Source organism: Demequina iriomotensis, from assembly GCF_000971395.1.
GTDB lineage: Bacteria > Actinomycetota > Actinomycetes > Actinomycetales > Demequinaceae > Demequina > Demequina iriomotensis.
In genome coordinates, this window is sequence record NZ_BBME01000009.1 from 409,645 (window position 1) to 435,609 (window position 25,965).

Annotated in this window: 25 protein-coding genes; 12 read left to right on the forward strand and 13 right to left on the reverse strand. The window is 70.9% G+C overall.

The window, feature by feature from the left end:
• Positions 1-8: 8 nt before the first annotated feature.
• Both AOM09_RS01990 and AOM09_RS01995 read left to right on the forward strand, forming a co-directional pair.
• Positions 9-2,432 carry a glycoside hydrolase family 94 protein gene (locus AOM09_RS01990; protein ID WP_062383550.1) on the forward strand — a complete coding sequence of 808 codons (2,424 nt, stop codon included), beginning with the start codon at positions 9-11 and terminating at the stop codon, positions 2,430-2,432.
• A 116-nt stretch (positions 2,433-2,548) separates the two neighbouring features.
• Entirely contained in the window at positions 2,549-3,724 is a 1,176-nt protein-coding gene (locus tag AOM09_RS01995) for an anti-sigma factor domain-containing protein (RefSeq protein WP_062383553.1), read from the forward strand.
• 38 nt (positions 3,725-3,762) lie between these two features.
• Here AOM09_RS01995 and AOM09_RS02000 read toward each other — a convergent pair whose 3' ends face one another.
• Both AOM09_RS02000 and AOM09_RS02005 read right to left on the reverse strand, forming a co-directional pair.
• A complete protein-coding gene (locus AOM09_RS02000; protein WP_169747595.1) occupies positions 3,763-4,854 on the reverse strand; it encodes an acyltransferase family protein in 1,092 nt (363 codons plus the stop codon).
• A gap of 176 nt (positions 4,855-5,030) precedes the next feature.
• Positions 5,031-6,104, reverse strand: a complete 1,074-nt coding sequence (locus tag AOM09_RS02005; RefSeq protein ID WP_062383558.1) for an acyltransferase family protein — start codon at positions 6,102-6,104, stop codon at positions 5,031-5,033.
• A 255-nt stretch (positions 6,105-6,359) separates the two neighbouring features.
• Between AOM09_RS02005 and AOM09_RS02010 the strand changes: the two genes are divergently transcribed.
• The gene (locus AOM09_RS02010) at positions 6,360-7,877 is read left to right on the forward strand and encodes an alkaline phosphatase (RefSeq protein ID WP_062383561.1); all 1,518 of its coding nucleotides are present in this window, start codon (positions 6,360-6,362) and stop codon (positions 7,875-7,877) included.
• A 122-nt stretch (positions 7,878-7,999) separates the two neighbouring features.
• Here the strand turns inward: AOM09_RS02010 and AOM09_RS02015 are convergent, their stop codons facing one another.
• Positions 8,000-8,662, reverse strand: a complete 663-nt coding sequence (locus AOM09_RS02015) for a potassium channel family protein (protein ID WP_062383564.1) — start codon at positions 8,660-8,662, stop codon at positions 8,000-8,002.
• Positions 8,655-10,028 carry a TrkH family potassium uptake protein gene (locus AOM09_RS02020; RefSeq protein WP_062383566.1) on the reverse strand — a complete coding sequence of 458 codons (1,374 nt, stop codon included), beginning with the start codon at positions 10,026-10,028 and terminating at the stop codon, positions 8,655-8,657. The genes AOM09_RS02015 and AOM09_RS02020 overlap by 8 nt, the downstream gene beginning before the upstream one ends.
• Before the next feature lie 173 nt (positions 10,029-10,201).
• Here AOM09_RS02020 and AOM09_RS02025 point away from each other — a divergent pair, with 173 nt between their 5' ends.
• Together AOM09_RS02025 and AOM09_RS14765 are read left to right on the forward strand one after the other, a co-directional pair.
• Positions 10,202-10,435 carry a helix-turn-helix domain-containing protein gene (locus AOM09_RS02025; RefSeq protein ID WP_062383569.1) on the forward strand — a complete coding sequence of 78 codons (234 nt, stop codon included), beginning with the start codon at positions 10,202-10,204 and terminating at the stop codon, positions 10,433-10,435.
• A gap of 86 nt (positions 10,436-10,521) precedes the next feature.
• Entirely contained in the window at positions 10,522-10,620 is a 99-nt protein-coding gene (locus AOM09_RS14765; protein WP_074789180.1) for a 30S ribosomal protein bS22, read from the forward strand.
• 63 nt (positions 10,621-10,683) lie between these two features.
• Here the strand turns inward: AOM09_RS14765 and AOM09_RS02030 are convergent, their stop codons facing one another.
• From AOM09_RS02030 to AOM09_RS02070, 9 genes are all read right to left on the reverse strand, one after another.
• Positions 10,684-11,652 (reverse strand): beta-1,6-N-acetylglucosaminyltransferase, encoded by a 969-nt coding sequence (locus AOM09_RS02030; protein WP_062383572.1) that lies wholly within the window; start codon positions 11,650-11,652, stop codon positions 10,684-10,686.
• Positions 11,649-12,779, reverse strand: a complete 1,131-nt coding sequence (locus AOM09_RS02035; protein ID WP_082098731.1) for an NAD-dependent epimerase/dehydratase family protein — start codon at positions 12,777-12,779, stop codon at positions 11,649-11,651. The genes AOM09_RS02030 and AOM09_RS02035 overlap by 4 nt, the downstream gene beginning before the upstream one ends.
• Entirely contained in the window at positions 12,776-13,903 is a 1,128-nt protein-coding gene (locus AOM09_RS02040; RefSeq protein ID WP_062383580.1) for a Gfo/Idh/MocA family protein, read from the reverse strand. Before AOM09_RS02040 ends, AOM09_RS02035 begins: the two co-directional genes overlap by 4 nt.
• Positions 13,903-14,751 carry a glycosyltransferase gene (locus AOM09_RS02045; protein ID WP_062383582.1) on the reverse strand — a complete coding sequence of 283 codons (849 nt, stop codon included), beginning with the start codon at positions 14,749-14,751 and terminating at the stop codon, positions 13,903-13,905. The genes AOM09_RS02040 and AOM09_RS02045 overlap by 1 nt, the downstream gene beginning before the upstream one ends.
• A gap of 7 nt (positions 14,752-14,758) precedes the next feature.
• Positions 14,759-15,709: a glycosyltransferase family 2 protein gene (locus tag AOM09_RS02050; RefSeq protein WP_062383583.1), complete on the reverse strand. Its 951-nt coding sequence runs from the start codon at positions 15,707-15,709 to the stop codon at positions 14,759-14,761.
• Positions 15,710-15,740: 31 nt separating this feature from the next.
• A complete protein-coding gene (locus AOM09_RS02055; RefSeq protein WP_062383587.1) occupies positions 15,741-16,802 on the reverse strand; it encodes a polysaccharide pyruvyl transferase family protein in 1,062 nt (353 codons plus the stop codon).
• A gap of 7 nt (positions 16,803-16,809) precedes the next feature.
• Positions 16,810-18,003, reverse strand: a complete 1,194-nt coding sequence (locus tag AOM09_RS15470) for an ABC transporter ATP-binding protein (RefSeq protein ID WP_062383589.1) — start codon at positions 18,001-18,003, stop codon at positions 16,810-16,812.
• Positions 17,993-18,823 (reverse strand): ABC transporter permease, encoded by an 831-nt coding sequence (locus AOM09_RS02065; RefSeq protein WP_169747596.1) that lies wholly within the window; start codon positions 18,821-18,823, stop codon positions 17,993-17,995. Before AOM09_RS02065 ends, AOM09_RS15470 begins: the two co-directional genes overlap by 11 nt.
• Before the next feature lie 298 nt (positions 18,824-19,121).
• Entirely contained in the window at positions 19,122-19,973 is an 852-nt protein-coding gene (locus AOM09_RS02070; protein WP_062383595.1) for an HAD family hydrolase, read from the reverse strand.
• A gap of 72 nt (positions 19,974-20,045) precedes the next feature.
• Between AOM09_RS02070 and AOM09_RS02075 the strand changes: the two genes are divergently transcribed.
• Genes AOM09_RS02075 through AOM09_RS02105 form a run of 7 tightly spaced genes read left to right on the forward strand, consistent with a single transcriptional unit; the run spans position 20,046 to position 25,953 of the window.
• The gene (locus AOM09_RS02075) at positions 20,046-20,282 is read left to right on the forward strand and encodes a glutaredoxin family protein (protein WP_062383598.1); all 237 of its coding nucleotides are present in this window, start codon (positions 20,046-20,048) and stop codon (positions 20,280-20,282) included.
• A gap of 19 nt (positions 20,283-20,301) precedes the next feature.
• Positions 20,302-20,919 (forward strand): histidine phosphatase family protein, encoded by a 618-nt coding sequence (locus tag AOM09_RS02080; protein WP_062383601.1) that lies wholly within the window; start codon positions 20,302-20,304, stop codon positions 20,917-20,919.
• Entirely contained in the window at positions 20,916-21,488 is a 573-nt protein-coding gene (locus tag AOM09_RS02085; protein ID WP_062383604.1) for a TlpA family protein disulfide reductase, read from the forward strand. Before AOM09_RS02080 ends, AOM09_RS02085 begins: the two co-directional genes overlap by 4 nt.
• Positions 21,485-22,249 carry a cytochrome c biogenesis CcdA family protein gene (locus AOM09_RS02090; protein WP_369345993.1) on the forward strand — a complete coding sequence of 255 codons (765 nt, stop codon included), beginning with the start codon at positions 21,485-21,487 and terminating at the stop codon, positions 22,247-22,249. Before AOM09_RS02085 ends, AOM09_RS02090 begins: the two co-directional genes overlap by 4 nt.
• Positions 22,249-23,859, forward strand: coding sequence for a cytochrome c biogenesis protein ResB (gene resB / locus AOM09_RS02095; RefSeq protein WP_062383607.1), 1,611 nt, complete (start codon positions 22,249-22,251; stop codon positions 23,857-23,859). Before AOM09_RS02090 ends, resB begins: the two co-directional genes overlap by 1 nt.
• A complete protein-coding gene (gene ccsB / locus AOM09_RS02100; protein ID WP_062383609.1) occupies positions 23,856-24,815 on the forward strand; it encodes a c-type cytochrome biogenesis protein CcsB in 960 nt (319 codons plus the stop codon). Before resB ends, ccsB begins: the two co-directional genes overlap by 4 nt.
• 4 nt (positions 24,816-24,819) lie before the next feature.
• Positions 24,820-25,953: a glycosyltransferase family 4 protein gene (locus AOM09_RS02105; protein WP_062383612.1), complete on the forward strand. Its 1,134-nt coding sequence runs from the start codon at positions 24,820-24,822 to the stop codon at positions 25,951-25,953.
• The last annotated feature ends 12 nt before the right edge of the window (positions 25,954-25,965 follow it).

The following is a 25,965-nucleotide window of genomic DNA, read 5'->3' on the forward strand; positions in this document are numbered from 1 at the left end:
CTCCACCCATGCAGTTCGGCCACTTCGACGACGAAGCGCGCGAATACGTCATCACGACGCCCCACACGCCGTACCCGTGGATCAACTACCTGGGTGCCCAGGACTTCTTCGGGCTGGTGTCGCACACGGGCGGCGGCTACTCCTTCTACCGCGACGCGAAGCTGCGCCGCCTCACGCGCTACCGCTACAACAACGTGCCGGTGGACGACGGCGGCCGGTACTTCTCCATCAACGACGGCGGCGACGTGTGGAGCCCCGGCTTCCGCCCCTACAAGACCGAGCTCGACTCCTTCGAGACGCGCCACGGCATGGGCTACACGCGCATCACGGGCTCGCGGAACGGCCTCGAGGCGAGCGTCCTCCTCTTCGTCCCGGTCGACGTCAACGCGGAGATCCACCGCGTCGAGCTGACCAACACCTCCGATGCGCCCAAGAGCTTCTCGCTCTTCAGCTTCCTCGAGTTCAACCTCTGGAACGCCGAGGACGACCAGACCAACTACCAGCGCAACCTCTCCATCGGCGAGGTCGAGGTGGTCGACGGTGCGATCTATCACAAGACCGAGTACCGCGAGCGTCGCGACCACTACGCGGTTTACGGCGTGAACGCCGAGATCGCGGGCTTCGATACCGACCGCGACACCTTCCTCGGCTTCGGCAACGGCTTCGACGAGGCGGCCGTCCCACACGCGGGCAAGGCCGGCAACTCCGTCGCCTCCGGCTGGTACCCGATCGCCTCGCACCAGCTCGAGGTCACCCTCGAGCCCGGCGAGTCGAAGGCCTTCACCTTCGTGCTCGGCTACCTCGAGAACCCGCGTGACGCGAAGTGGGAGGCGCCCGGCGTCATCCGCAAGGACGGCGCGCGCGAGCTGCTCGCGAGGTTCGCCACCGACGAGCAGACGCTCGCGGAGTTCGGCAAGCTCAACGCCTACTGGGACGGCCTGCTGGGCTCGTACACGGTCGAGTCGGGCCACGAGAAGCTCGACCGCATGGTCAACATCTGGAACCAGTACCAGTGCATGGTGACCTACAACATGTCGCGCTCGGCCTCGTTCTTCGAGACCGGCATGGGCCGCGGCATGGGCTTCCGCGACTCGTCGCAGGACCTGCTCGGCTTCGTCCACCTGGTCCCCGAGCGCGCCCGTGAGCGCATCATCGACATCGCGTCGACGCAGTTCGAGGACGGCAGCGCGTACCACCAGTACCAGCCGCTCACCAAGCGCGGGAACCACACGCTGGGCTCGGGCTTCAACGACGACCCGCTGTGGCTGATCCTCGGCGTCGCCGCCTACATCAAGGAGACGGGCGACTTCGCGATCCTCGATGAGATGGTGCCGTTCGACAACGACGAGTCGAAGGCCGCCTCCCTCATGGAGCACCTCAAGCGCTCGTTCGACCACCCGCTGAACAACCGCGGACCGCACGGCCTGCCGCTCATCGGCCGCGCCGACTGGAACGACTGCCTCAACCTCAACTGCTTCTCCACCGAGCCCGGCGAGTCCTTCCAGACCACCGGCAACCGCACCGGCGGCGTCGCGGAGTCGATCTTCATCGCCGGCATGTTCGCCGCGATCGGCCCCGACTATGCGGCGCTCGCGCGCCGTCGTGGGGACGATGCGGAGGCCGAGCGGGCGGAGAAGGCCATCGAGGAGATGAAGGCCGCCGTCATCGAGCACGGCTGGGACGGCGAGTGGTTCCTGCGCGCCTACGACTACTTCGGCAACAAGGTCGGCTCCGCGGAGAACCCCGAGGGCCAGATCTGGATCGAGCCGCAGGGCTTCTGCATCATGGGCGGCATCGGCGTCGAGGAGGGGCTGGCCGCCAAGGCGCTCGACGCGGTGGAGGAGCGCCTGGGAACCGACCACGGCATCGTGCTGCTGAACCCGGCCTACACCGAGTACCACGTCGAGCTGGGCGAGGTCACGTCCTACCCGCCGGGCTACAAGGAGAACGCGGGCATCTTCTGCCACAACAACCCGTGGGTCATCATCGCGGAGACCGTGGTGGGCCGCTCCGAGCAGGCGTGGGACCACTACAAGCGCATCACCCCCGCGTACCGCGAGGAGATCTCCGAGGTGCACCGCCTCGAGCCCTACGTCTACGCGCAGATGATCGCGGGCAAGGACGCGATCCGTCACGGCGAGGCGAAGAACTCGTGGCTCACGGGCACGGCGTCGTGGAACTTCGTGACGGTGTCGCAGTACCTGCTGGGCGTGCGCGCCGACTACGACGGCCTCGTCGTCGACCCGTGCATCGGCGCCGAGGTGTCCGAGTTCACGGTGCGCCGTGTCATCCGCGGCGCGACCTACGTCATCACGGTGACCAACTCGGGCGGCAAGGGTGCGACGCTCACGGTGGACGGGGAGGCCGTTGAGGGGTCGCTCGTGCCGTACGCGGAGCCCGGCGCCGTGGTCCAGGTGGTCGCGACCGTCTGAGCGTTCCTTCCAGGTGAGGGCGCCGCAGCGGGTGCGGCGCCCTCACGCATGTTCCGGCAGGGGGTGTCGGGCCCGGCGCGGGCCGTGGCACACTGCCGAGGTACGAGGGGAGCCGCATGTGTGAGCCCGAGGTCGAGGACGCGTACCGGGAGTCCGGCGCGCTGGTCCACACCCTCGCGCTGCGCTCGCTCGGCTCGGTCGACGAGGCCGAGGACGTCGTCCGTCGCGTGTTCGCGTCGGCCGCGGCGGGCGGCTCGCTCGCCTCGCGCGACCTGCTGCACGATGCGGCCGACCGGATCACGGGTGACCTCGAGCGGCGCGTGCGCGCGAAGCTGGTGGCGCTGGACGATGCGCCGGTCGGGGCGGAGGGCGTCACCGACGCGGCCGCGGTGATCGCCGAGGCCGACCGGATCCTGGTCGGCGCCGCCCTCGCGTCGCTCGACGATCGCGCGCGTGAGGCTCTCTCTCGCGCGCTGACGGGCGGTGAGCCGCGCTTCGCGCTCGCGCGGGACCTGGGACTGCCCGAGGCCGCGCTCGAGGCGCTGCTGCGCGACTCGTTGCTTGCGCTGTGGCCGGGCGAGCGTCCCGGGGACGGCCATGCGTCCCTCGAGGGGCTCGCGTCGCGGGCTCTCGGGATCCGCATCGTCGACGGCGGGCACGAGCACATCGCGGGCTGTCGCGACTGCCGCGATGCGTGGCGCTCGCTCAACGACCTGGTCGGGGCGGTGACGCGTCTGTCGGGCGAGACCACGGTGCTGCCGCCGCGCGCCGGGCTGTGGGACTCGGTCCGCGAGGCGGTCGACGCCGGGGCCCCGGCTCCGGAGCCCGATTGGCGGGCCGAGGCGGCCGAGCAGGCCGCGCGGGCGCAGCGGCGGCGGACCATGGTGATGGGGGTCGCGATCGTCGCCTCGAGCCTGCTGGTGGCGGTCGGGATCGCGCTGTCGCAGATGTTCCTCACGGGCGACCGCACCGCCGTCGCGTCCGGGTCGCTCGAGGATCCGCGCAACGCGGGCGCCCAGGTGGGCGAGGCGTGGGTGGAGACCACGCCGGATGGCCTCGAGGTCGTGGTGATCGACGGGCTGTACCGCGAGTACCCGGACGCCTACCTCGAGGCGTGGCTCGTGGTCGGGGACGCGGCTCCGGTGTCGCTCGGGCAGGTGTCGTCCGCGCACTACGAGGTCGCGGTGCCTGTGGCGACCGCCGTCGGCGCGAGGCTCGAGATCAGCCGCGAGCCGTGGGACGGCGACGCGACGCAGACCGGCGACGTGATCGCGGAGGGCGTCCTCCGCTAGCCCGCCCCGCCGCGCGGAGCGAATCCGCGCCGACGCGGTCAGCCGGTGACGACCGCCGGCTCCGGAGCCCGTTCGCGGCTACGGGCGAACCACCGAGGCTGGACCAGGAGCCAGGAGAGCCGCGTCTGGGTGACCCGTCCGAGCGCCAGGCCGACGAGGACGGCGAGAACCGTGCCGAGCAGCATGGCGGGCACGCCGAACTCGGGCAGGCCGTCGCTCGCGGTCGCGATCTTCACGATCCACGCGATCGCCACGAACGTGAAGCCGTGGCTGACGTACACGGGCAGGGTGCGGCTACCGATGTGCACGAGCGGCGTGAGCCGCGCGAGGAACGTCGCCAGCGCGATGCCGGCCGGAAGGGCCGCGCACTCGAGCGCGAACTGCAGCCCGGGCAGCGCCTGGAGGCCGGGGTCGAGGATGTGGAGGATCAGCGCGAGCTTGATGAGCAGCGCCAGGCCTCCGATCGCGAGCGCGGTGGTCCTCAGCAGGAGCGACGACTGGGCGAACCGCATGATGAGGCTCCGGCCGTGAAGCCCGACGAGGAAGAAGACGAAGTAGCTGGCGAAGCCGGTGTAGCCGTAGCCGGTCGTCTGAGTGAGGAACGCGACGGCACCGTTCGGCAGCGAGGTGTAGACGATGGCGATCGCGGCAGCGGTGCCCAGCTGAAACCCGACCGGGAGCCGCCGGATGGCCTTGGCGGCGATGAAGAAGAGGCACAGCGTCCAGAGGAACCAGATGATGGTGTCGGCGCGGACGGGGATCAACGCCGCACTGATCGCGAGCGAGCCGACGTCGAGCTCATCCCCGGTGACCTGCGTTCGGGAGAACACGCGCAGCGGGACCCACAGGAGGGACCAGACCAGATAGACCCAGTACAGGAGCGAGATCTTGCCGGACCAGAGGGTGGTCCAACCTCCCGCGACCCACTTGTGTGCGAAGAGCCCGGCGATCGTGAAGAACAGCGGCATCCGCAGCACCCGGACGGCCTCGTCGAAGACGTGCAACGCGCGGGGAGCGTCGTCCGGGACGCTCAGCATCATCTCGGCATGCAGCAGCACGACGAGCACGATCGCGAGTCCCCGCCCCGCGTCGGGCCATGCCAATCTGGTCGTGGCAATCCGGTCCGCCATGTTCGCCCCCCTCTGCCGGTGCGACGGTCCGGCAGTGCCCGCGCGGCGTGTCGGTTTTGTCAGATTCGTCGCGCTTAGGTCGATTCTGCAGACTTCGGTCCGATGTGCCAACCCCATGCGCACTTTTCGTGCGCGATTTCGCCTGTGAGCGAAGGCGGAGCGGGGCGCGTCCGGCGTCAGCCGAGCATGCTGGCGGGCTGGGAGCGCCGTGCGGGTCCATGGGCGAACCACCGCGGCTGCGCCAGCAACCAGGTCAGCCGCGTCTTCGTGAGCTGCTCCAGCCCGAGTCCGACCGCGATGCACACGACGGCGCACACCACCACCGCCGGAGCGTCGAGCCGCGGCAGGGCCGGGCCCGCCGTGATCAGCGACGCCGCGCCGGCGACAAGGCCGATCGTGATGCCGTGGCTCACGTAGATCGGCAGGGTCCGGCTGCCGATGTAGGTCAGCGGGGTGAGCCGCGCGACGAAGGTGGAGAGGGCGATCGCCCCCGGGAGCGCGACGCAGCGGATCATGAACGATGCGCCGGCGTGGTCGGTGAAGGAGGGGATGGCGGCCTCCAGGGTCAGCGCGCACGCCGCGATCGCGGCGGCGGAGCCCCGCGCCAGCATCGGCGCGTGCGCGAGGCGGACGATGAGGTCGCGACCGTGGAGCCCGACCAGGAAGAAGAAGAAGTAGGCGAGGAATCCGGTGTAGCCGAACGCCGTGGTGCGATGCAGGGTCGCGAGCAGGTCGTCAGGGATCGACGAGTAGGCGACGGCGAGCAGCGCCGCCCCGCCCAGCTGCACCGCCGGGGGGAGCAGTCGGATGACCTTCGCGACGACGAAGAACAGCGAGAGCGTCCAGACGAACCACATCATCGTGGTCGGGCGCACCGGAAGCAGCACTGCGGCCCACAGCTCCGAGCTGACATCGATCTGGCCCTTCGACAGCTGGGCCCGGATCCACAGCGCGAACGGCACGCCGATGAACGACCACACCAGGTAAACCCAGTACAGCAGCGAGATCTTGCCGGACCAGAGACGCGACCAGCTTGCCGCGATCCACTTCTGGGCGAACAGCCCTGACAGCACGAAGAAGAGCGGCATCCTGATGTAGTGCGCGGTCTCGTTGAACTGCGCGAGGGCGGGCATCTCGTTCCCCGCCGTGCTGAAGAACTCCTGCGCGTGCAGCAGGACCACCAGTGTGATCGCGAGGCCGCGCCCTGCATCGGCCCATGCCATCCTCGTCTTGACAGCCTCGTCCCCCATGTCGTTCTCCCCCCTCTGCGCCGGTGACACGAGCCGGCGGCGCCCGCACGCCGCGGGCGATGTATCCCGATTGTCCGGGCTTTGGCCCCTTGTGCCAAGACCTTCCGGCCTCTTTGCCGGGTGTCGGCGCGGCCGCGAGTTTGCGAAACCGTAGCAAAAGGGACATCTTGCGTTCGCCTGCCCGTCACTGTGACGGCCACCTATCGCTCCTAGCGTCGCGCGTGGGGAACGTCCCCACCCGGAAGGAGCCGCGCAATGCGCACTGCAGCAGTCATTGCCATCACCGCCCTCACCACCGGCGCCGGAGTCGCCACCGCGGGTACCGTGCTCGCCTCATCGCAGACCACCAACCCGTGGTACCAGGGTGCCGATGCGTCGTACGACGCCGTCTCGGCCGCCAGGGCCTCCGCGTCGAAGCCCAAGAACGTCATCCTGTTCGTCGGCGACGGCATGGGCGTCTCGACCGTCACCGCCGCCCGCATCCTCGAGGGCCAGATGGCAGGCGAGCCCGGGGAGGAGAACATGCTCTCGTTCGAGGAGCTGCCCAACGTCGCCCTCTCGAAGGTCTACAACGTCGACTCGCAGGTCCCGGACTCAGCCGGCACCATGACCGCGATGATGACGGGCGTGAAGACCGACATCGGTGTCCTCGGCGTCGACGAGGACGTGGTCTACGGCGACTGCACCACGGTCGAGGGCAACGAGCTCACCAGCTGGATGATGCTCGCCGAGGCCGCCGGCAAGTCCACCGGCGTGGTGTCGACCGCGCGCATCACCCATGCGACCCCTGCCGGCACGTACGCGATCTCGCCGCATCGCGACTGGGAGGACGACGGTGACCTGCCCGACGGCTGCGAGGACTACGCGTACGGCGACATCGCGTCGCAGCTGCTCTCCTTCGACCGCTTCGGCGACGGCTTCGAGGTGGCGCTCGGAGGCGGGCGTCGCCACTTCCTCACGCAGGCCGAGGGAGGCAGCCGTGAGGACGGCCGCGATCTCACCGCCGAATGGACCGCGAAGGGCGACGGCTGGGCCTACGTCGACTCCGCATCGTCCCTCGATGCGGTCGATCTCGACTCGACGGACCACCTGCTGGGCCTCTTCACCGGCAGCCACATGTCGTACGAGAACGACCGTGTCGACGATGCCAAGGACGAGCCGTCGCTCACCGAGATGACCGAGGTCGCGATCGGCCAGCTCGAGGACGACCGCGACGGCTACGCGCTGATGATCGAGTCCGGCCGCATCGACCACGCGCACCACGAGGGCAACGCGTACCGCGCGCTCAACGAGACCATCGAGTTCTCGAACGCCGTGAGGGCGGCGATGGAGATGGTGGACCTGCGAGACACGATGATCGTGGTGACGGCCGACCACAGCCACGTGTTCACCATCGCGGGCTACCCCGAGCGCGGCAACGACATCCTCGGCACGGCGGGCGAGGACCTCGACGGCGTGCCCTACACGACGCTCTCGTACGCCAACGGCGGGGAGATCGCGTACGGCATCGTCGACGGCGAGGTGGTCCGCCTCGACCCCACGGAGTCCGACACCTCGGACCCCGACTACCGTCAGCAGGTGCTCGTCAACACCGGCGAGGGTGGCGAGACCCACTCCGGTGAGGACGTGCCGATTTACGCAGCCGGCGCGATGTCGCAGGTGTTCAACGGCGTCCAAGAGCAGAACTACATCGGCGTCTCGATCATCGAGTCGCTCGGCCTGGACAAGGTGAAGAGCAAGGCGAAGTCGAAGGTTCGCAAGCACCGCCGCTAGGGCCCTCTCCCTCCCCTGACAGTGCGAACGGAGTCTGTCCCGGTTCGTCGGTGTGTCGCCACGCATCGTCCTCGCGGGACCGGCGTGTCGCGCCGAACTCCGTTGGCACTGTCGGGGTGGGGCTAAGGGCGCTGGGAGAAGCGCTCGAGCAGCTCGCCCTCGCCCGCGACCACCAGCAGGTCCTCGGGGCCCACGACCGTGTCGGCGTTCGCGTACTCGAACTCCTCGCCGGCGCGCTTCACGCCGATGACGTGGACGCCGTACGAGCCCTGCAGGTCGAGCTTGTCGAGCGTGAAGTGGTGCGTCTCGCGCGGGGCGCGCATCTTCACGATGGTGAAGCCGTCCTCGATCTCGATGTAGTCGAGCATGTTGCCGCCCACCGAGTGAGCGATCCGGGCTCCCGCCTCGGCCTCGGGCAGCACCACGTGGTGCGCGCCGATGCGCTCGAGGATGCGCTTGTGCTCGACGGAGGTCGCCTTGGCCCAGATCTCCTTGACGCCGATGTCGACCAGGTTGCCCGTGATGAGCACGGATGCCTCGAGGGATGTGCCCACACCCACGACCGCGGCCGAGAAGTCCTGCGCGCCGATCTGCTCGAGCGCGCGGGGGTCCGTGCCGTCCGCCTCGACGCAGGGGATGCGCTTGGACCAGCGTTCCACCACGGCGGGGTCGCGCTCGACGCCGAGCACCTCGACGTCCATGTTGTCGAGCGTGTCGGCGATCGCGGAGCCGAAGCGTCCCAGGCCGAAGACGATGACGCCGGCGGACGAGTCGTTGCTAGCCAATGATCGGCCTTTCTGACGGGTAGCGGATCACGCGGCGCTGCCGGTTGAGCATGAGCGCCGAGGCGAGCGTGAGGGAGCCCACGCGGCCCAGGTACATCGTGACGATCAACGTCATCTTCGCATCGTCGCCGATGGATCCGGTGATGCCGGTCGACAGGCCGCACGTCGCGTAGGCGGAGACCACCTCGTACAGCGCGCGGTCGAGCGCGATGTCGGTCTGCCACATGAAGACGCCGGTGGCGACGATGACGACGAAGAGGCCCATGAGGGTGATCGAGACGGCGACGCGCAGCACCTCGGTGCCGATGCGCTTGCCGAAGGCCTCGATGTCGCGCCGGCCGCGCGCCTCGGCCCAGGCCGCGAGGACCAGCACCGCGAGCGTGGTGACGCGGATGCCACCGGCCGTCGATCCGGAGCCTCCGCCGACGAACATGAGCACGTCCTCGAGCAGCCACGTCTGCTCCCGTGCGAGGCCGATGTCGAACGACGCGAAGCCGCCCGAGCGCTGATTGATGGACTGGAAGAAGATGTTGCCGATGGTCTTGCCGGAGCCATGATCGCCGAGGGTGTCGGGGTTGGTCCACTCGAAGACCGCGAGGAACGAGGCGGAGATGAAGGCCAGCACGGAGACGGTGACGAGCGTGAGCTTGGTGTGCAGCGACCAGCGCTTCGGGTTGCGCCACTGCCGGATGAGGTTGAGGTAGACCGGGTAGCCGAGCGCGCCGATGAAGACGCCGAGCGCGATGGGCACCAGCATCCAGGCGTCGCCCGCGTACGGATAGAGGCCCACGGGATCCGGCGAGAAGCCCGCGTTGTTGAACGCCGAGACGGCGTAGAACACGGAGTAGCCGAGCGACTTGGGCCAGCCGTAGTCGAGCGTGAGGAAGCGCGGTACCAGGATCGCGGCGATGATCAGCTCGACGGTGGTGGAGACGATGATCACCGTGCGCAGCAGCGAGGCGAGGTCGCCCAGCCCGGAGGCGCGCGACTCGCCCGCGGCGAGGATGCGCTGCGTGAGCCCCAGCCGCCGCGAGACCGCGAGGCCCGCGAGCGAGGCCAGCGTCATGATCCCGAGACCGCCGACCTTGATCCCGAGGCCGATGATCGCGAGCCCCCACGGCGACCAGAACGTGCCCGTGTCGACGGTGGTGAGGCCCGTCACGCAGACCGCGGACGTGGCGGTGAAGAGCGCGTCCATGAACGGCGCACGATGCCCCTCGACGGTCGCGAACGGGAGCTGCAGCAGCCCCGTGAAGATGAGGATGGTCGCGCCGAAGGCCGCGAGGGTGAGTCGGGCCGGCGACTCGAGCGCGACCCGGTCGAACCACTCGCCGAACGCGTTGCGCACCGTGCGCAGGCTTGCCATGCGTCTCCTCACCTCGGGGCGCGTCCGCCCTGCTTGCGGCCCCGCGCGTGAGCCTAGCCCCACCCTCATCATCGGCGCGTTCCCCACACTTCACAACTGTCACATCAGCCCCTACAGTGGAGAGTGCATCCGGCCGATAGAAGCGCTGAATGCTTCGAGAGGGACGAGACACCATGGCCGATTCGCCGCGCACCACCTTCCTCACCGTTGCCGAGGTCGCGGAGATGGTCCGGGTCTCGCGCATGACGGTCTACCGGTGGATCCACAACGGCGAGCTGCCCGCAGTGCGCTTCGGCCGCTCCTTCCGAGTCCCCCAGCAGGCGGTCGAGCAGTTCATGGAGCAGGCCGCGCTCGCGGGAGGGTACCTCACCGAAGATGACGGCAGGGCTACCGGCACGGTAGGCTAGGGGATCGTCTGTCGCGTCCAGCGCGGCCTGGACGCCGGCGTGCGTGAGCACGCTCCGCACGTTCGTCAACGAATGAGGTAGGTCCCGTGGGTTCCATCATCAAGAAGCGCCGCAAGCGTATGTCGAAGAAGAAGCACCGCAAGCTGCTTCGCAAGACGCGCCACCAGCGTCGCAACAAGAAGTAAGCGCCTCGCGCTCCGGACGCCCGTCCCGCCACCCGGCGGGGCGGGCGTTCTGCGTTCCCGGGTTCAGCGCCGTGCCGAGCCCTGGGTCGCGCGACCGGCGGCATCGGACGATGCGGGCCAGACCTCCGTGACGATGCGCGCGCGCAGCTCCGCTGACTCGGGTGGGAGCTTGCGCACGAACAGCGCGCGGGCCATCGCCGGATCGGTCGCCGCGCCCGACCGTGCGCGGACGAGCTCGTCGATGAGGTCGTCGTCGATGTTCGCAGGCGAGAGGCCGTTGCCGCGGGACCAGTAGGCGAAGGTGAGGCTGGGCTCGGCGTCCGCCGCGAACGGCGAGTTGCCGATGATGGTCTGGAAGTAGCTCTCGTCGGGGCCGAAGGCGTGACGGTAGAGACGGGTGAGCGCGCGGTCGTCCCTGCCGGTCTCGACCACGGCGCGCGCGGCATCGGCGGTGAGCGCCCACCACGTGGCGCCCCCGAACGGCGTGCGGCCGCCGAGCAGCCGCCGGTACCCGGGGCGTGGCAGATGGAGGCGGTGGACCCGACGCAGCACCTTGCGCCAGAGGTCCGACCCGACCGCCGGCACCTCTCGGAAGTGGTACTCGGACAGACGCTCGATCGGCTTGCCCTCCTCGGGCGCCGGCATCGGGTGCAGGTCGATGAACTGGGTCGTGGGCCGCGCGGCGAACGCCTCGACGATCTCCTCGGGGCTGCGCAGCGGGAAGCATGCCCCCGACAGCACGACGAGGCGGTCCACGCCCGCGGACAGCGCCTCCGCCATGAGCGCGAGGGTGGCACGCGACAGCGAGAACCCGCCCCAGCTCACGCTGAACCGCGTGGCGCAGTAGTGCACGCGTGGCTCGTCGGTGTAGTCGCGGAACTCGGACAGGTCGGCCTTGGCGTCCACGTGGATCCAGATGCCGGCGCACGCCTCCAAGAGCGTGTCGACGAGGACATCGAGGTGCGGAGTCTGCTGGTGGACCTGGATGAGGTAGGCGACCCGGCAGCCCTGGTCGCGCTCCTGCGCGCTCATCCGTCCGCACCCTGGTCGAGCGGGGCCGCGGCCCGCGCCGCCTCCTGGTCCGACGGCCATGCCTCGGCCAGCCACTCCGCGGTCCGCGCGAGCGCGGTCGCCGTCGGGACCGGGGGCGTGTACCCGAGGATCGTCGTCGCATCGTGCATGGGCAGCCGGGTGGCGCACGTGTGGAGCTCGCTCAGCTCGATCGACGGGGCAGGCGGCTCCGGGTGCGGCAGCGCGAAGCTGCTCGCACGCGGCGGGCTGGTGAGCACGTCGAGCGCCGCGCGCATGGCGTCGCGTGCGCGTGCGGGCACGATGCGCGGGCTGACGATGCGCGCGCCCGCCTTCATCACGGGCATGAGCGCAGCCGCACCGCGGCGGCGTCCGCGCGAGGCGCCGACCGGCGCGACGGCCGCCATGTCGGCGAGGTCGTATCCGAGGCGCTCGACCGCAGGCCGGTAGAAGTCGCGCCACGCGAGCGCATCCTCGTCCGCCACATAGAAGGGCTGGGAGCAGGCGGACGGATGCGTGAGCGCGATCTCGATCGCGTGGACCAGGTTGTCGACATAGATGTGGTTGCACACCCCCGTGCCGCCCCCGACGAGCATCGCGGCGCCGCCCTCGAGGTCTCGTGGCAGCGTGGTGAACCACTGCGACCGGGGCCCGTAGACGATGCCCGGGCGCAGGATCGCGACCTCGACGCCCTCGGCCTGGGCCAGCGCGCGCTCGGCGCGAACCTTGGCGTTGTTGTACTCGACCGCGTGATGGTCGTGCGGCACGGTGTGGTCGTCGGTGCCAGGCGGCGGGTTCTGCCCGAACACGGAAGCGCTGCTGGTGTAGACGAGCCGCGCCACACCGGCATCGCGGCAGGCCTGCCACGCGACCTCGGCCGCGTTGACGATCTGCTGGGGGTCGCCGACCATCACGTGCACGAGCGCGTCGCAGCCGCGGATCGCGGCGGTGAGGGCGGGCAGATCGAGCGCGTCGGCCTGCTCCCATCGCGGCACCCCGAACCGGGCGAGGCGCGCCAGGCTCGTGGCGTTGCGCGCCACCGCGATGACCTCGTGCGCGCCCGTGAGCGTCCACCGCTCCACCAGCCGCGTGCCGACGAACCCGGACGCACCGACGATCGCCACCCTCATCGCAGCGCACCTTCTGCGCGGGCACGCGCCGCAGCGGCCTCGTCCGGCTCGAGGTACGGCAGCGGCATCAGCCGCTTCATCGCGTACATGGACTCGATGGTCTCCAGCGTGGCCAGGGCGCCCGCGGGATCGACATACGGTCTGCCGCCGTTCGCGACGGCGTTGGCGACGTCGATCCACTGTGCGGTGAACGCCCCCAGGTGATCGTGCGTGGGCGCCGACCTCTCCGTTGCGCGACCGATGCGCACGCGCGGCGACACCGCGAGCGGCCCGCTCACGCCGTCGAGGTCGAGCATGACCTCGGTCGCCTGCCCCGCGCGCCAGGTGACCGTGGCGTGCTCGAACCTCACGACGTACCGGTTCGCCAGCGGCACGTCCCAGCTGAGCGCGACCCGGCCCTCGGCGCCGCCCGCCCACCGCAGCCGTGCCCGGCTGTTGATCTCCACGCCGCCCATCGCATCGTCCGCGTACTCCTCGACCACGGGCGTCCCGAGCCACGAGATCAGCACCTCGAGCAGGTGGACCCCGATGTCGAGCGTGACCCCGCCGCCGCCGAGGCTGCGGTCGAAGAACGAGGTCGACGCCGCGGTCCAGCGGAACAGGCCGCCCTCGCGTGCATCGATGCCGCGCACGGGGCCGAACCGCTCGGACCTCACCAGCTCCTGCACGGCGCGTAGCGCCGGGAAGAACCGGCGGAAGTGGCCCACGGCCACGACGCGCTCGTGCTCGGCGGCGGTCGCGAGGATCCTTCGCCCGTGCTCCGCGGTCGACGCGAGGGGCTTTTCGACGAGCACGCTCGCGCCGGACTCGAGGAGGCCGCAGGCGAGGTCGGCGTGCGTCGCGGCCGGGGTGGCGACGAGCGCCAGATCGGTGACGGGCGCGGCGTCGACCGAGGCGAAGGTCTCGGCGTCCGGGAACAGGCGCCCGGCTCGCGCGAGGCGCTCCGCGCTGGTGTCGACGAGACCGACCACGCGGATGTGGCCGCTGCGCGCAGCCTGCTGGGCGGCGGGTCCCTGGTACTCGGTGGTGACCGCGCCGCAACCGACGATCACCACGTCCACCGGTCGCTTCGGCGGCGGCGCGTACGGCGTCTCGGGCTCGAGGTGGAGGAGGTCGTCGGTCATCATGCCGCCTTCAGCATCCGCATGGCGAGGCCCGGGTTGCGGGCCAGGGTGGTCATCGCGGCGCGGCGATCGCCGCTGGCGCGGAGGTTCCGCGCGAACCTGCTGCGCATCGAGCGCGCGGCCTTCGCGCGGACGGCGGCGGCCCGGCGCCGACACTCGGCGCAGTCCTGGTGCGTCGCGGCGTGCCGCGCGGCGACGGTCGAGATGCTGCGCCACATCACCTCGGAGTTCTTGCTCATGCTCCCTGCGACGTCGCGGTACGCGCTGCGCATCGCAGGAACGTGCAGGAAGGTGCCGCCCACGGAGGCGACGCGCAGCCACATGTCCCAGTCCTCGGCCGAGCGCAGCGTCGTGTCGAACAGGCCGACCGTCGGCAGGAGGTCGCGCCGCATCACGAAGGCGCATGGCGGCGCGACGTTGCCTCCCAGGAGGCTGTGGAACGGGTCGGTGCCGAGGTCGCGCTCGCCGAACGTCATCTTCGTCTCGAGCGTCCGCTCGTCCACCGCGTCCGCCACGCCGTGCAGCACGTCGACGGCCGGGTGTGCGTCCAGCGCCTCTGCGGCCGCCTGGAGCATCCGCGGGCGCAGGAAGTCGTCCGAGTCGAGGAAGAGCAGATGGTCGCCGCTCGACTCGAGGATGCCCCGGTTGCGGGCGGCGCTCAGCCCGGCGTTGGCCTGGCGGACCGTGCGCACCCCGAGGCGCTTCGCCACCGTCGACGTGTCGTCGTGGGAGCCGTCGTCGACCACGACCACCTCGGCATCCACGCCTTGGGCGAGCACCGACTCCACGGCGGTCGGCAGGAAGTGCGCCTGGTTGTAGCAGGGGATGATCACGCTGAAGGAGGGCATGGACGGCTCACCTCCCCGCCGCCACGCTCGAGAACGCGTCGCGTGCCACGAGCGGCCAGAACTGCGGGGGCAGCGTCACGGCCTTCCGGGCCGCCGCGAGGGTCGAGGTGCGCGCGGCCGCTCGCAGGTCGCGCGCGACGGACGTCCTGTACGCGTACCGCGTCGCCGCACGCCGACCGTGCCGGGCCGCCCGGCGTGCAGCGCGACGATCGGGCGCACGACGCTGCGTCGCGCGGATGGCCTGGCGCGCGCCCCGCCACATGAGGTCGCTGCTCTTGCTCAGGGAGCCCGAGCTCAGGCGGTAGACCGCGAGCGTGTGGTCCATGCGGACCCACGCGCCCGTCGCGAGCGCGACCCGCAGCCACAGGTCGATGTCCTCCGAATGCCACATCACGCGGGAGAACAGGCCCGCGCGGGCGAGCACGGCCCGGCGGATGACGATCCCGTTGGTCGGGACGGACTCGCCTCGCAGCACGCTCTCCCACGGGGTCGGCTCGAGCGACGCCGCGGTGTGATGACCCACCGTCGCACCGTCGTCGTCGATGACGGTCATGCCGCAGATGAAGACGTCGGCCTCGGGGTGCAGAGCGAGGTGCCGTTCGAACTCCTCGCGGAACCCTGGCAGCAGCTGGTCGTCGCTGTCGAGGAACATCACGAACTCGGCGCGGCTGGCGAGCACGCCGCGGTTGCGGGCCACCGACGGACCGGAGTTGGACTGCCGCAGCACGCGCAGGCCGTCGCGCGCCGCAAGCCGGGCCGCCGAGCCGTCCGTCGAGCCGTCGTCCACCACGACGACCGGGATGCCGTTGACCGCCACGGCCGAGTCCACGGCACCGCCAAGCGTCGCCTCGGCGTTGAAGGAGGGGACGATCGCCTCGAGGAGCGGCGCGGAGCCGGCCGTACGCGCCCGGGCGACGCTCCGCATCGTCCCCTCCGTCTCCTCGAGCGTGTCGGGCATGGTCACCGCCTCGGCGCGGGCACGGTCCGGGCTACCGGCCGGCCATGATGCCCTCGGCGGTGGTGCGCAGGTGGGCGCGGCCGTCGAGGCATGCGGTTCGGATCGGGTCGACAGCTCGGCGCGGGTCGGCGAGCGCCATGAGCTCGGCCGCCGGCAGGGAGCCCAGCGGCACGCAGAAGTCGTCGGCGCCCACCGTGGTGGCGAAGTCGCTCATCTTGCGCACCGTCTGCACCAGCACGTTCGGCAGGCCCATCATCGACGCGTAGACCGCGCCATGCAGACGGAACGTCACCATGGACCCGAACTGCGCGAGCGTGCCCATGAAGTGCTCCGGCGTGGACCATGAGTTGGAGAGCATGACGGGCCGGCCGTGGCGCCGGTGGAGCTCCAGCGCCCGGGCGTCGTCCACGGGGTTCATCGACAGGAAGGTGACGTCCGTTCCGCGCTGAAGGGCGGCCGCGACCAGCTGCTCCGAGTAGTCGCGGACCTCGGGGACCTCGTCGTAGCCGACGACGAAGACGAGGCCGTCGCCCTCGTGGGGGAACGCCTCGTCGGGTGTGAGCGCGAGGACCATGTCGCCCGACTGGGTCAGCGGTCCCGCGAAGCCCGAGCTGCGGGCCGCGTCGACGGAGTGAGGGCCCCGCAGGTGGAGCTCGTCGAACGCGTGCATGTGCGTGACGAGGTCCGGATCGAGACCCCGGTCCGCCTGGCTCCCGGTCTCGATGCCTGGTGAGCCGATGCCGGTGCCCAGCGCCACCATGCGTCCGGAGCGCTCGCGCAGCTCCTCGAGGACGCGGAAGAAGGGCTTGCTCAGCAGCGTGCCGCCACCGCAGATCGTGAGATCGAAGGCGATGTTCCTGGCGAGCGCCGATCCCACGGGGTTCGCGATGGTGAGGAAGTCCGGGTAGCGCACCAGCGGCGTACCGGCGAACAGCCTCTCGGCGGCGAACCACATGCTCGCGTCGCCGAAGTTCCGGCTGTTCCACCAGAAGAACGCGACGCGGCCGCTCTTGCGAGCGTCGGCGAGGAACCGCAGCTGGGCGGTCGCACGCCGCACGCGCGCGGGGCCCGAGTTCAGGACGCTGGTCTCCACGGCTCTCTCACCACTCCTGTCGGGTCACGACGACGCCGCCCCAGGGCTGGGGCGGCAGCACGTCCGGGTAGCCCGGCAGCGGCTCGGCGACGAGCGCTCCCGGGAAGTGCGCCGATGCGACCTCGTGCGAAGCCGTCAGCGAGTAGTCCGCGAGGATCTTGATCTCGAGGTCGTACTCGGTGGGGTAGAGCGCGAGCGGGCCGAAGTCGCAGTCGATCCGCGTGCGTCCCACCCCGATGTCGTAGCGCTTGGAGCTGAAGCTCGAGTTGAGCAGCGCGATCCGCTGGCCGTCCCGCGCATGGATCGCGATGTGGACCGTCGCGTTCTCGACGGGCGCCTCGGCGTCGATCATCAGGCTCGCGCGGTAGCCGGGCGCGCCCTTGAAGTCGATCCGCTCGGTGTCGACCGACTCGACCATGAGGCCGTTGCGGCTCGCGCTCGCGGACGAGGTGGGGGCGGTGCGGTACACGTCGATCGCATCGTCCGCCGTGCCGTCGAACCTCACCCGCCCGCGGTCGAGCACCAGCCCGCGGCTGCATAGCGCCTTGACGGTGGCCACGTTGTGGCTCACCAGCAGCACGGTCTTCCCGCCCTGGTGCGCGACCTCGTCCATCTTCTTGATGCTCTTCGCCTGGAACTGCGCATCGCCCACCGCGAGGACCTCGTCGACGATGAGGATGTCGGGGTTGAGGTGAGCGGCGATCGCGAAGGCCAGCCTCACGTACATGCCGCTCGAGTAGCGCTTCACCGGGGTGTCGAGGAACTTCTCGACCTCCGCGAAGTCGACGATCTCGTCGAATTGCGCGTTGATCTCCTTGGTTCGCATCCCGAGGATCGACCCGTTGAGGTAGATGTTCTCGCGTCCCGTGAGCTCAGGGTGGAAGCCGGTGCCCACCTCGAGCAGCGAGCCGACCTTGCCTCGGAGGCGCACCTCGCCGTACGTGGGGTCGGTGATCCGGCTCAGGACCTTGAGCAGGGTGCTCTTGCCGGCGCCGTTGCGCCCGAGGATGCCGACGGTCTCGCCTGCGTGCAGATCGAAGGACACGTCGTCGAGCGCCTTGAAGGTCTCGCGGTTCGGCTTCTTGAACGCGCCCTTCATCGCCTCGAGCGCCGCGTCCGTGATGCGTGTCTGCTGGCCGCCGACGGCGATCCTGTACTCCTTGCCGAGCGATCGCACCGCGACCGTGGTGTCAGATGACATCGGCGAACCGCCTCTCCGCACGCTGGAAGTACACCGAGCCGACAAGGAACATCGTCACGGCGAACACCGCGGTCCACGCGACGGCCAGCCAGCTGGTCACCGGCGTGCCGATCACCGCCCACCGGAACAGCTCGAGGGCGCCGACCAGCGGGTTCACCGCGACCCATGCCTGCGCCGCCTCGGGAAGGCTCCCGATGCCGTAGGCGACCGGCGTCATCCACAGCAGGAACTGGATGGCCACCGGCACCACGTAGCGCACGTCGCGGTAGCTTACGTTGAGCGCTGCCATGATCAGCCCGACCCCGAGGGCGCTGAGCACCACCAGCAGGAGCGCGACCGGGGCGGCGAGAAGGGCGATGCCGGGAGCGACGTGCGACACCGCCATGAGAACGGCGAGCAGCACCACGCTGACCGCGAAGTCGAGCAGGACGCCGTAGACCGTCGAGAGCGGCAGGATGATGCGCGGGAAGAAGATCTTCGACACGAGCGCCTGGTTGCCCACGAGCGACTCCGTGGACTTCTGCAGGATCTGCCCGAAGACGTTCCAGAGCATCAGGCCGACGAAGCTGAAGAGGAAGTAGGGGACGTTGTCGTCGCCCGTCGACAGGTTGGCGACCCCGCCGAACACGAACGTGAAGATGCCCGCGCCCAGCAGCGGCTGGATCACCACCCAGGCGACACCGACGGCGGTCTGGCGGTACCTCAGCTTCACATCGCGCAGGGCGAGGATCCCCAGCAGATCGCGGTACTCCAGGACGTCGCCCAGCGGGAACGCCGGGTTGCGCCGGCGCGGTCGGATGATCCGTTCCTCGGTGCTCATCCGCACCACCGCCCGCGACCGGCGCGCGGTTCGGTATGCGATGCGCATCCGACGACACCCATACGGAAACTCATGGACGGCCCCCCATCGCCAACGCGGCCAGGCCGCATGCCCACTGGGACCATTCCGTCGCTTCCGGGCCGGTTTGTCAAGGGTGGAACGTGCCCGTTCATCCCTTTTCGCCACCCGGACACCGCCAACGGATCTCGCGGCGACACCCCGGCGATCGGGGCCGATGCGCCGGTTCCGTGCGGCGAGTCGGGACCAGGTCCGTTGGAAGTGTCCGCGGGGGAGGGGGCTACAGCTCGCGCGACTGCTCGGCGTGCGCCACCGGCACGGACCTGCGGCGGCCCACCAGCCCTCGGCACGCGCCCTTGACCCCGCGCGAGACCTGGATGGTCACCCATGCGGCGCCCGTGATGGATGACTTCACGATGCCGCGGCGGCCGCTCTTGCGGCGCTTGCGGAACTCGCGCATCGTCCAGCCGCGCTCGGCGGCGAGCCTGCGCATCTTGGGGTCGGGGTTGACCGCGCACGGGTGCCCGACGGAGGACAGCATCGCGGCATCGTTGACGGAGTCGCCGTACGCGTAGCTCTCCTCGAGCGACAGGCCGCGCTCCTGGGCGAGCGTGCGCACCGCCGTCGCCTTGTGCGGGCCGTGGAGGAACTCGCCCTCGAGGCGCCCGGTGTAGTGGCCGTCGTCGTGCTCGGCGACGGTGCCCAGCGCGCCCGTGGCGCCGATGCGGCGCGCGACCATCCGGCCGATCTCGATCGGCGAGGCGGTGACCAGCCAGACCTCGTGCCCCTGCGCGAGATGCTCGTCGATGATCTCCTTGGTGCCGGGGTAGACGCGGCTCGCGAGGAACTCGTCGTAGACCTCCTCGGCCACCGCGGTCATCTCGGCCACGGACCAGCCGCGGATGATCCCCAGGCCGTGCTCGCGCAGGCGGTCCATCTGATCCCTGGACTCGCCGAACAGCACGTAGGAGGCCTGCTCGTAGGCGAACTTCACGATGTCGCGGAAGCTGAAGTAGTCGCGCTGCCAGAGGCCCCGCGCGATGTGGAACGAGCTCGCCCCCTTGATCACCGTGTTGTCGACGTCGAAGAACGCGGACACGCGCGTCTCGGGTCGTGCGGTGTCGGGGGTCACGCTTCAACTGTACCGAGGCCCGGTCCCGCCCCACGCGCGCGGTGGCGCAGATCACGCCCGTATCCTGGCCGCATGCCCTCACGCGTGATCCTCTACGGCCGTGCCGGCTGCCACCTGTGCGACGACGCGCGCGCGGTGGTCGCCGCCGTGTGCGCCGAGGCCGGGGAGGGCTTCGACGAGGTCGACATCGACTCCGACCCCGCGCTGCGCGCCCGCTACGGTGACGAGATCCCGGTGGTGACGGTGGACGATGCGACGGTCGGGTTCTGGCGCATCGACCCCGGGCGGCTGCGCGGAGCGCTGTCGTAGGCGGGTGACAATAGGACCCATGTCCCGCGTGCACGTCCTTCGCCACGGCCATGTCCACAACCCCGACGGGGTGCTGTACGGCCGCCTCCCGGAGTTCCGCCTGTCCGACGCGGGCCAGGCGATGGCGCAGGCCGTCGCGGAGCACCTGGTCGCCACGGGCGAGCCCATCGGCCGGGTGGTGGCGTCGCCGCTGCTGCGCGCGCAGCAGACCGCGGCGCCCATCGCCGCCGCCTTCGGCCTCGAGATCGCGACCGACGAGCGCGTCATCGAGGCGGACAACATCTTCGCCGGCGAGCGCACCCCGCGCCCGGTCGACTTCCTCAAGCCGCGCAACCTGTGGCGGATCCGCAACCCGCGCATCCCCTCGTGGGGCGAGCCCTACGTCGAGCAGGCCGCGCGCATGCGCGCCGCGATCATCGACGCCGCCGCCGCGAGCCCCGGGGCCGCGACCGTCATCGTGAGCCACCAGCTGCCCATCTGGGTCGCGCGCTGCTCCGCGGAGGGCCGCTCGTACGTGCACGACCCGCGCTCGCGCGAGTGCGCGCTCGCGTCGCTCACCTCCTTCGACGTCGACGGCGAGACGCTGGCCTTCGCCGGCTACGTCGCGCCGGCGGCGCACATCGAGGTCCCCCGGTGAGGCCCGCGGCCCGCCTCGCGATCCTCGTCGCCGTGGTCCTCGCGATCGTCCTCACGCTCGCGGCGTGCGCGCCCGGCGACGCCGCCGAGTCGCCCGGCTACGTCTCGGGCGACGGCACCGTGACGGTCTTCGACCAGGGCGACCCGGTCGCGCTCGCCGGCACCTCGTTCGCGGGCGACGCCGTCGACATCACGGAGTACCGCGGCCAGGTGGTGCTCATCAACACCTGGTACGCGTCCTGCCCGCCGTGCCGCGCCGAGGCTCCCGACCTCGCCGAGCTCGACGCACGCGACGACGTTCAGCTGGTGGGCGTCAACGGCCGGGACGATGCGCCCACCGCCGAGGCGTTCGAGCGCACCTTCGGCATCTCCTACCCGAGCATCGACGACTCGGACGGCGCGGCGACTGCGACCCTCCAGGGCATCGTCGCCATGAACGCGGTGCCCACCACGCTCGTGGTCGACACCGCGGGCAACCTTCACGCGCGCATCATCGGCACCGCCGACCCCTCGACGCTGCGGTCGCTGGTCGAGGAGGCGGGCGGAGCCGCCGCGGGGGCCGAGGGGTGACGGCGCTCGCCGCCGACGGCTCCTTCGCGGGGATCGCGCTGTCGGGCTCGATGGCGCTCGCGCTGCCCGTCGCGGTGCTCGCGGGCCTGGTCAGCTTCGCATCGCCGTGCGTGGTGCCGCTCGTGCCCGGCTACCTCGGCTATGTCTCCGGCATGGCCGGCACCGGCGGGACCGGCAAGGCCTCGAAGCCCAAGCTCATCGCCGGCGCGCTCCTGTTCGTGCTGGGCTTCTCCGCCGTGTTCGTCACGTTCGGCTTCCTCGCCTCGTCCCTCGGCGCGACCCTGGCGCCCTACCTCACGCTCATCACGCGGCTGCTCGGCGTGGTGATCATCCTGCTCGGCTTCGCGTTCATGGGCGCGGTGCCGTTCCTGCAGGCCGAGAAGCGGCTGCATGTGAGCCCCACCGCGGGCCTCGCGGGGGCGCCCGTGCTCGGCGTCGCGTTCGGGCTCGGGTGGACCCCGTGCATCGGACCCACGCTCGGCGCCGTGTACACGCTCAGCCTGTCGGAGGCGACGCAGGGCCGCGGCGTCGCGCTCGCGGTCGCCTACTGCGTGGGACTCGGGCTGCCGTTCGTGCTGCTCGCGGCGCTGTTCGAGCGCTCGGGCAAGGTCCTCGGCTGGCTGCGCCGTCACCGCCTCGCGCTCATGCGCGTCGGCGGCGCGCTGCTCATCGTGCTCGGCGTGCTGCTGGTGACGGGCCTGTGGGACCGCCTCGCGGCCGAGCTCCAGGGCTGGATCGACGGCTTCTGGACGGCGGTCTGATGGCGCGCGTCAAGCTCGACAACTACGTCATCGCGGACGCCCCGCGGCTGGGACTGCGCGGCTGGCTGCGGTGGATCTGGCGCCAGGTCACGTCGATGCGCGTGGCGCTTATCCTGCTCCTCCTGCTCGCGCTCGCGTCCATCCCCGGCTCGGTCCTGCCGCAGTGGCCGCAGGACGCCGCCGCGACCCGGCAGTTCATCTCCGACAACGCCTTCTGGGGCCCGGTCCTCGACGCGACCGGGTTCCTCGACGTGTTCGGCTCGGCGTGGTTCACGGCGATCTACGTGCTGCTCTTCGCGTCGCTCATCGGCTGCATCGCGCCGCGCGCCGCTCACCACTACCGCGAGCTGCGCCGTCCCGTCGCGGCCACCCCGCGCTCGCTCGCCCGGTACGAGGGCGCCGGCCCCGAGACCGTCGCATCGTCCCCGGACGATGCCGTGGCGGCCGCCCGCGCCGCGCTCCGCCCTCGCGCGGGTCGTCTGGGCGCCCTGACGGGGTACCGCGTGCGTGTCGACCGTCGCGAGGACGGCTCGCTCGCGCTCGCCGCGGAGACCGGGCACGTGCGCGAGCTCGGCAACCTGGTGTTCCACGCGTCGCTCGTGCTCGTGCTGCTCGCCGTCGCCTACGGCACGCTCTTCACCTACCGCGGCCAGGCGATCGTGGTCGAGGGGCGCTCCTTCACCAACGCGGTGGTGGCCTACGACACGTTCTCCTCGGGGTCGCTGTTCGACCCCGCCGACCTCGACCCGTTCACGCTGCGCCTCGACTCGCTCGACGCCGAGTTCTCCGACACCGGGCGCCCCCTCCACTTCCAGGCGAACGTGACGTTCACCGAACCCGGCGAGGACGCGGTGCGGACCGACATCTCCGTCAACCATCCGCTCGAGTCCGGCGATGCCAAGATCTACCTCCAGGGCAACGGCTACGCGCCCGTCATCACAGTGCGCGACGCGGCCGGCGAGGTCGCGTTCTCGGGCCCCGTGGTGTTCCTCGCGCAGGACGCGGCCTATACGTCGACGGGCGTCATCAAGGTGCCGGACGTGAGCACCGGCGAGCAGCTCGGATTCAAGGCGACGCTCTACCCGACGTTCCTCGAGGGACCGTTCGCCGTCGCCTCCATCCACCCGGACCCGGCCAACCCCGTGATCGAGATGCTCGCGTACACCGGTGACCTGGGGCTCGACTCCGGCGTCCCTCAGAACGTCTACCGCCTGGACGAGTCGCAGCTCAGCCCAGTGCAGGACGCCGACGGCCAGCCGGTCACGCTGCGCCTCGCCCTCGGCGAGACGGTCGAGCTGCCGGACGGGCTCGGTTCCGTGACGTTCGAGGAGCTGCCGCGCTACGGCGCGTTCGATCTGCGCGCCGACCCGTCGCTGCCCTACCTGCTCGTGGCGGCGATGCTCACGCTGGCCGGCCTCGCGGTCTCGCTGTTCGCCTCGCGGCGCAAGGTGTGGGTGGTCGCACGGTCCGAGGGCGCCGCTACAGTGGTCAGCGGCGCCGCCTACGCGCCCGCGCACGATGCGGGCGTCGCGGCAGTCCTCGAGCGCGCCATGGCCGCCGCGGCGGGTCGCGAGGCGACCGCCCCGGCGGGGGAGAGGGAGCCTTCATGAATCCGACCGACCTCAGCGTGATGGCGCTGGGCGGGGCCACCGTGCTCTACGCGATCGCGATGGTCGCGTACGCGATCCGCCTCGCGCGCGTCGCCGACGACAAGGTGGCCGCGCGCGCCGCGGTGGCCGTCCCCGCCGGCGGCGCCGCAGACGGGCTGCCCGTCGAGGCCGCGGCCCCCGCATCGTCCCCCGGAGCGAAGGCCGCCAAGGCGGCGGGCATCGCCCGCTCGACCACGCTCGTCGGGGCGGCGCTGCACGCCGTCGGGCTCGCCGCGCGGGGGATCGACGCGGGCCACGTGCCGTGGTCGAACATGTACGAGTACACGATCTCGGGCTCGTTCTTCGCGGTGCTCGTGTTCCTCATCGTGCAGCGGCGCAGGGACATCGCGTTCCTGGGCGCGGGCGTGACGGGGTTCGCGACGGTCGCGCTCGGGCTCGCGCTCACGGTCCTCTACAAGGACGTCGACACCTTGCCGCCGGCGCTGCAGAGCTACTGGCTGGTCATCCACGTCTCGATCGCGACGATCGTCACGGGCATCTTCGCGGTGTCCTTCATCGCGACCGCGCTGCAGCTCATGCGCGACTCGCGCGACCGCGGCACGCGCTGGACCGGCGACCGGGTGCGATGGCTCGACGCCGTGCCGTCGGCGCCGGCGCTCGAGGCGCTGTCCTTCCGGCTCAACGCCGTCGGGTTCGTGCTGTGGACGTTCACGGTGATGGCCGGCGCGATCTGGGCCGAGCACGCGTGGGGCCGCTACTGGGGCTGGGACCCCAAGGAGGTCTGGTCCTTCGTCATCTGGGTGCTGTACGCGGCGTACCTGCACGCGCGCACCACGCAGGGCTGGGCGGGCCGCCGCAGCGCGTGGCTCGCGATCGCGGGCTTCGCGGCGCTTATCGCCAACTTCACCGTCGTGAACCTGTTCTTCCAGGGGCTTCACACCTACGCGGGGTCCTGACCGGATGAAGATCGCGCTGGTGCTGGACGACAGCATCGATCGCCCCGACGGGGTCCAGCAGTACGTCCTCACCCTGGGGGCCTTCCTGTCCCGCGCGGGGCATGAGGTGCACTACCTGTGCTCGACCTCGTCCCGTTCGGACGTGACGGTCCACTCGCTCGCGCGCAACGTCGGTGTGACGTTCAACGGCAATGGGCTGCGGATCCCGCTGCCGACGTCGCGTCGGGCGATCCGTTCCTTGCTCGACCAGGAGCGCTACGACGTCATCCACGTCCAGACCCCGCACTCGCCGCTGTTCGCGGCGCGCGTGGTGGACGAGGCGCGCAAGCTTCAGGCGCGCTCGGTGCGCATCGTCGGGACGTTCCACATCCTGCCCGACTCCAAGGTGTCGGAATGGGGGACCCACGCGCTCGGGCGCGTGCTCGCGCGCAACCTGCGCCGCTTCGATGCGTTCATGGCGGTGTCCGAGCCGGCCGCGGCCTTCGCGAGGCGCACCTTCGGGATCGCCGCCACCGTGGTGCCGTGCCCCGTGGACGTCACGCGCTTCGCGGACGATGCGGCGGGGCGCTCGCCGGTGCCCGGCTCGGACGGCCGGCTGGTGCTCGCGTTCCTCGGCCGACTGGTCGAGCGCAAGGGCGTGCTCGAGCTGGTGCGGGCGCTCGACGCGCTCCCGGCGGACGTCCAGGAGAGGCTCGAGGTGCGCATCGGCGGAAAGGGGCCCCTGCTCGGCGACCTGGAGGCGGCGGTCGAGGTCAGCGCGCTGCCGCACGTGTCCCTGCCCGGCTTCGTCGCCGAGGAGGACAAGGCGGCCTTCTACGCCGACGCCGACATCGCGGTGTTCCCCGCGACCGGCGGCGAGAGCTTCGGCATCGTGCTGGTCGAGGCGATGGCGTCCCAGGCGGGTCGCGGCGCGGGCGTGGTGCTCGCGGGCGCGAACCCCGGGTACCTGTCGGTGATCGGCGACGATCCTCGCGTGTCGGTGGACGCGCGCGACTCGGCGGCGTTCGCGGAGTCGCTGCGGGTGCTGATCTCGGACCCCGGCCTGCGCGCCGCGCTGCACGCGGAGCAGGCCGCGCGCGTGCAGCGCTTCGATGTGGAGCGCGTGGGCGCCCAGGTGCTCGAGGTGTACGGGGCCTGAGGCTCCGCGCGT

Coding starts and splice junctions, on each gene's coding strand:
- AOM09_RS02105 (WP_062383612.1), top strand. CDS start 24,820: ATGAAGATCGCGCTGGTGCTGGACGACAGCATCGATCGCCCCGACGGG.
- AOM09_RS01995 (WP_062383553.1), top strand. CDS start 2,549: ATGTGTGAGCCCGAGGTCGAGGACGCGTACCGGGAGTCCGGCGCGCTG.
- AOM09_RS02020 (WP_062383566.1), bottom strand. CDS start 10,028: ATGGCAAGCCTGCGCACGGTGCGCAACGCGTTCGGCGAGTGGTTCGAC.
- AOM09_RS02030 (WP_062383572.1), bottom strand. CDS start 11,652: ATGAGCGCGCAGGAGCGCGACCAGGGCTGCCGGGTCGCCTACCTCATC.
- AOM09_RS02065 (WP_169747596.1), bottom strand. CDS start 18,823: ATGAGCACCGAGGAACGGATCATCCGACCGCGCCGGCGCAACCCGGCG.
- AOM09_RS02025 (WP_062383569.1), top strand. CDS start 10,202: ATGGCCGATTCGCCGCGCACCACCTTCCTCACCGTTGCCGAGGTCGCG.
- AOM09_RS02075 (WP_062383598.1), top strand. CDS start 20,046: ATGCCCTCACGCGTGATCCTCTACGGCCGTGCCGGCTGCCACCTGTGC.
- AOM09_RS02005 (WP_062383558.1), bottom strand. CDS start 6,104: ATGGGGGACGAGGCTGTCAAGACGAGGATGGCATGGGCCGATGCAGGG.
- AOM09_RS02000 (WP_169747595.1), bottom strand. CDS start 4,854: ATGGCGGACCGGATTGCCACGACCAGATTGGCATGGCCCGACGCGGGG.
- AOM09_RS01990 (WP_062383550.1), top strand. CDS start 9: ATGCAGTTCGGCCACTTCGACGACGAAGCGCGCGAATACGTCATCACG.
- AOM09_RS02040 (WP_062383580.1), bottom strand. CDS start 13,903: ATGACCGACGACCTCCTCCACCTCGAGCCCGAGACGCCGTACGCGCCG.
- AOM09_RS02035 (WP_082098731.1), bottom strand. CDS start 12,779: ATGAGGGTGGCGATCGTCGGTGCGTCCGGGTTCGTCGGCACGCGGCTG.
- resB (WP_062383607.1), top strand. CDS start 22,249: ATGGCGCGCGTCAAGCTCGACAACTACGTCATCGCGGACGCCCCGCGG.
- AOM09_RS02080 (WP_062383601.1), top strand. CDS start 20,302: ATGTCCCGCGTGCACGTCCTTCGCCACGGCCATGTCCACAACCCCGAC.
- AOM09_RS02045 (WP_062383582.1), bottom strand. CDS start 14,751: ATGCCCTCCTTCAGCGTGATCATCCCCTGCTACAACCAGGCGCACTTC.
- ccsB (WP_062383609.1), top strand. CDS start 23,856: ATGAATCCGACCGACCTCAGCGTGATGGCGCTGGGCGGGGCCACCGTG.
- AOM09_RS02050 (WP_062383583.1), bottom strand. CDS start 15,709: ATGCCCGACACGCTCGAGGAGACGGAGGGGACGATGCGGAGCGTCGCC.
- AOM09_RS02010 (WP_062383561.1), top strand. CDS start 6,360: ATGCGCACTGCAGCAGTCATTGCCATCACCGCCCTCACCACCGGCGCC.
- AOM09_RS15470 (WP_062383589.1), bottom strand. CDS start 18,003: ATGTCATCTGACACCACGGTCGCGGTGCGATCGCTCGGCAAGGAGTAC.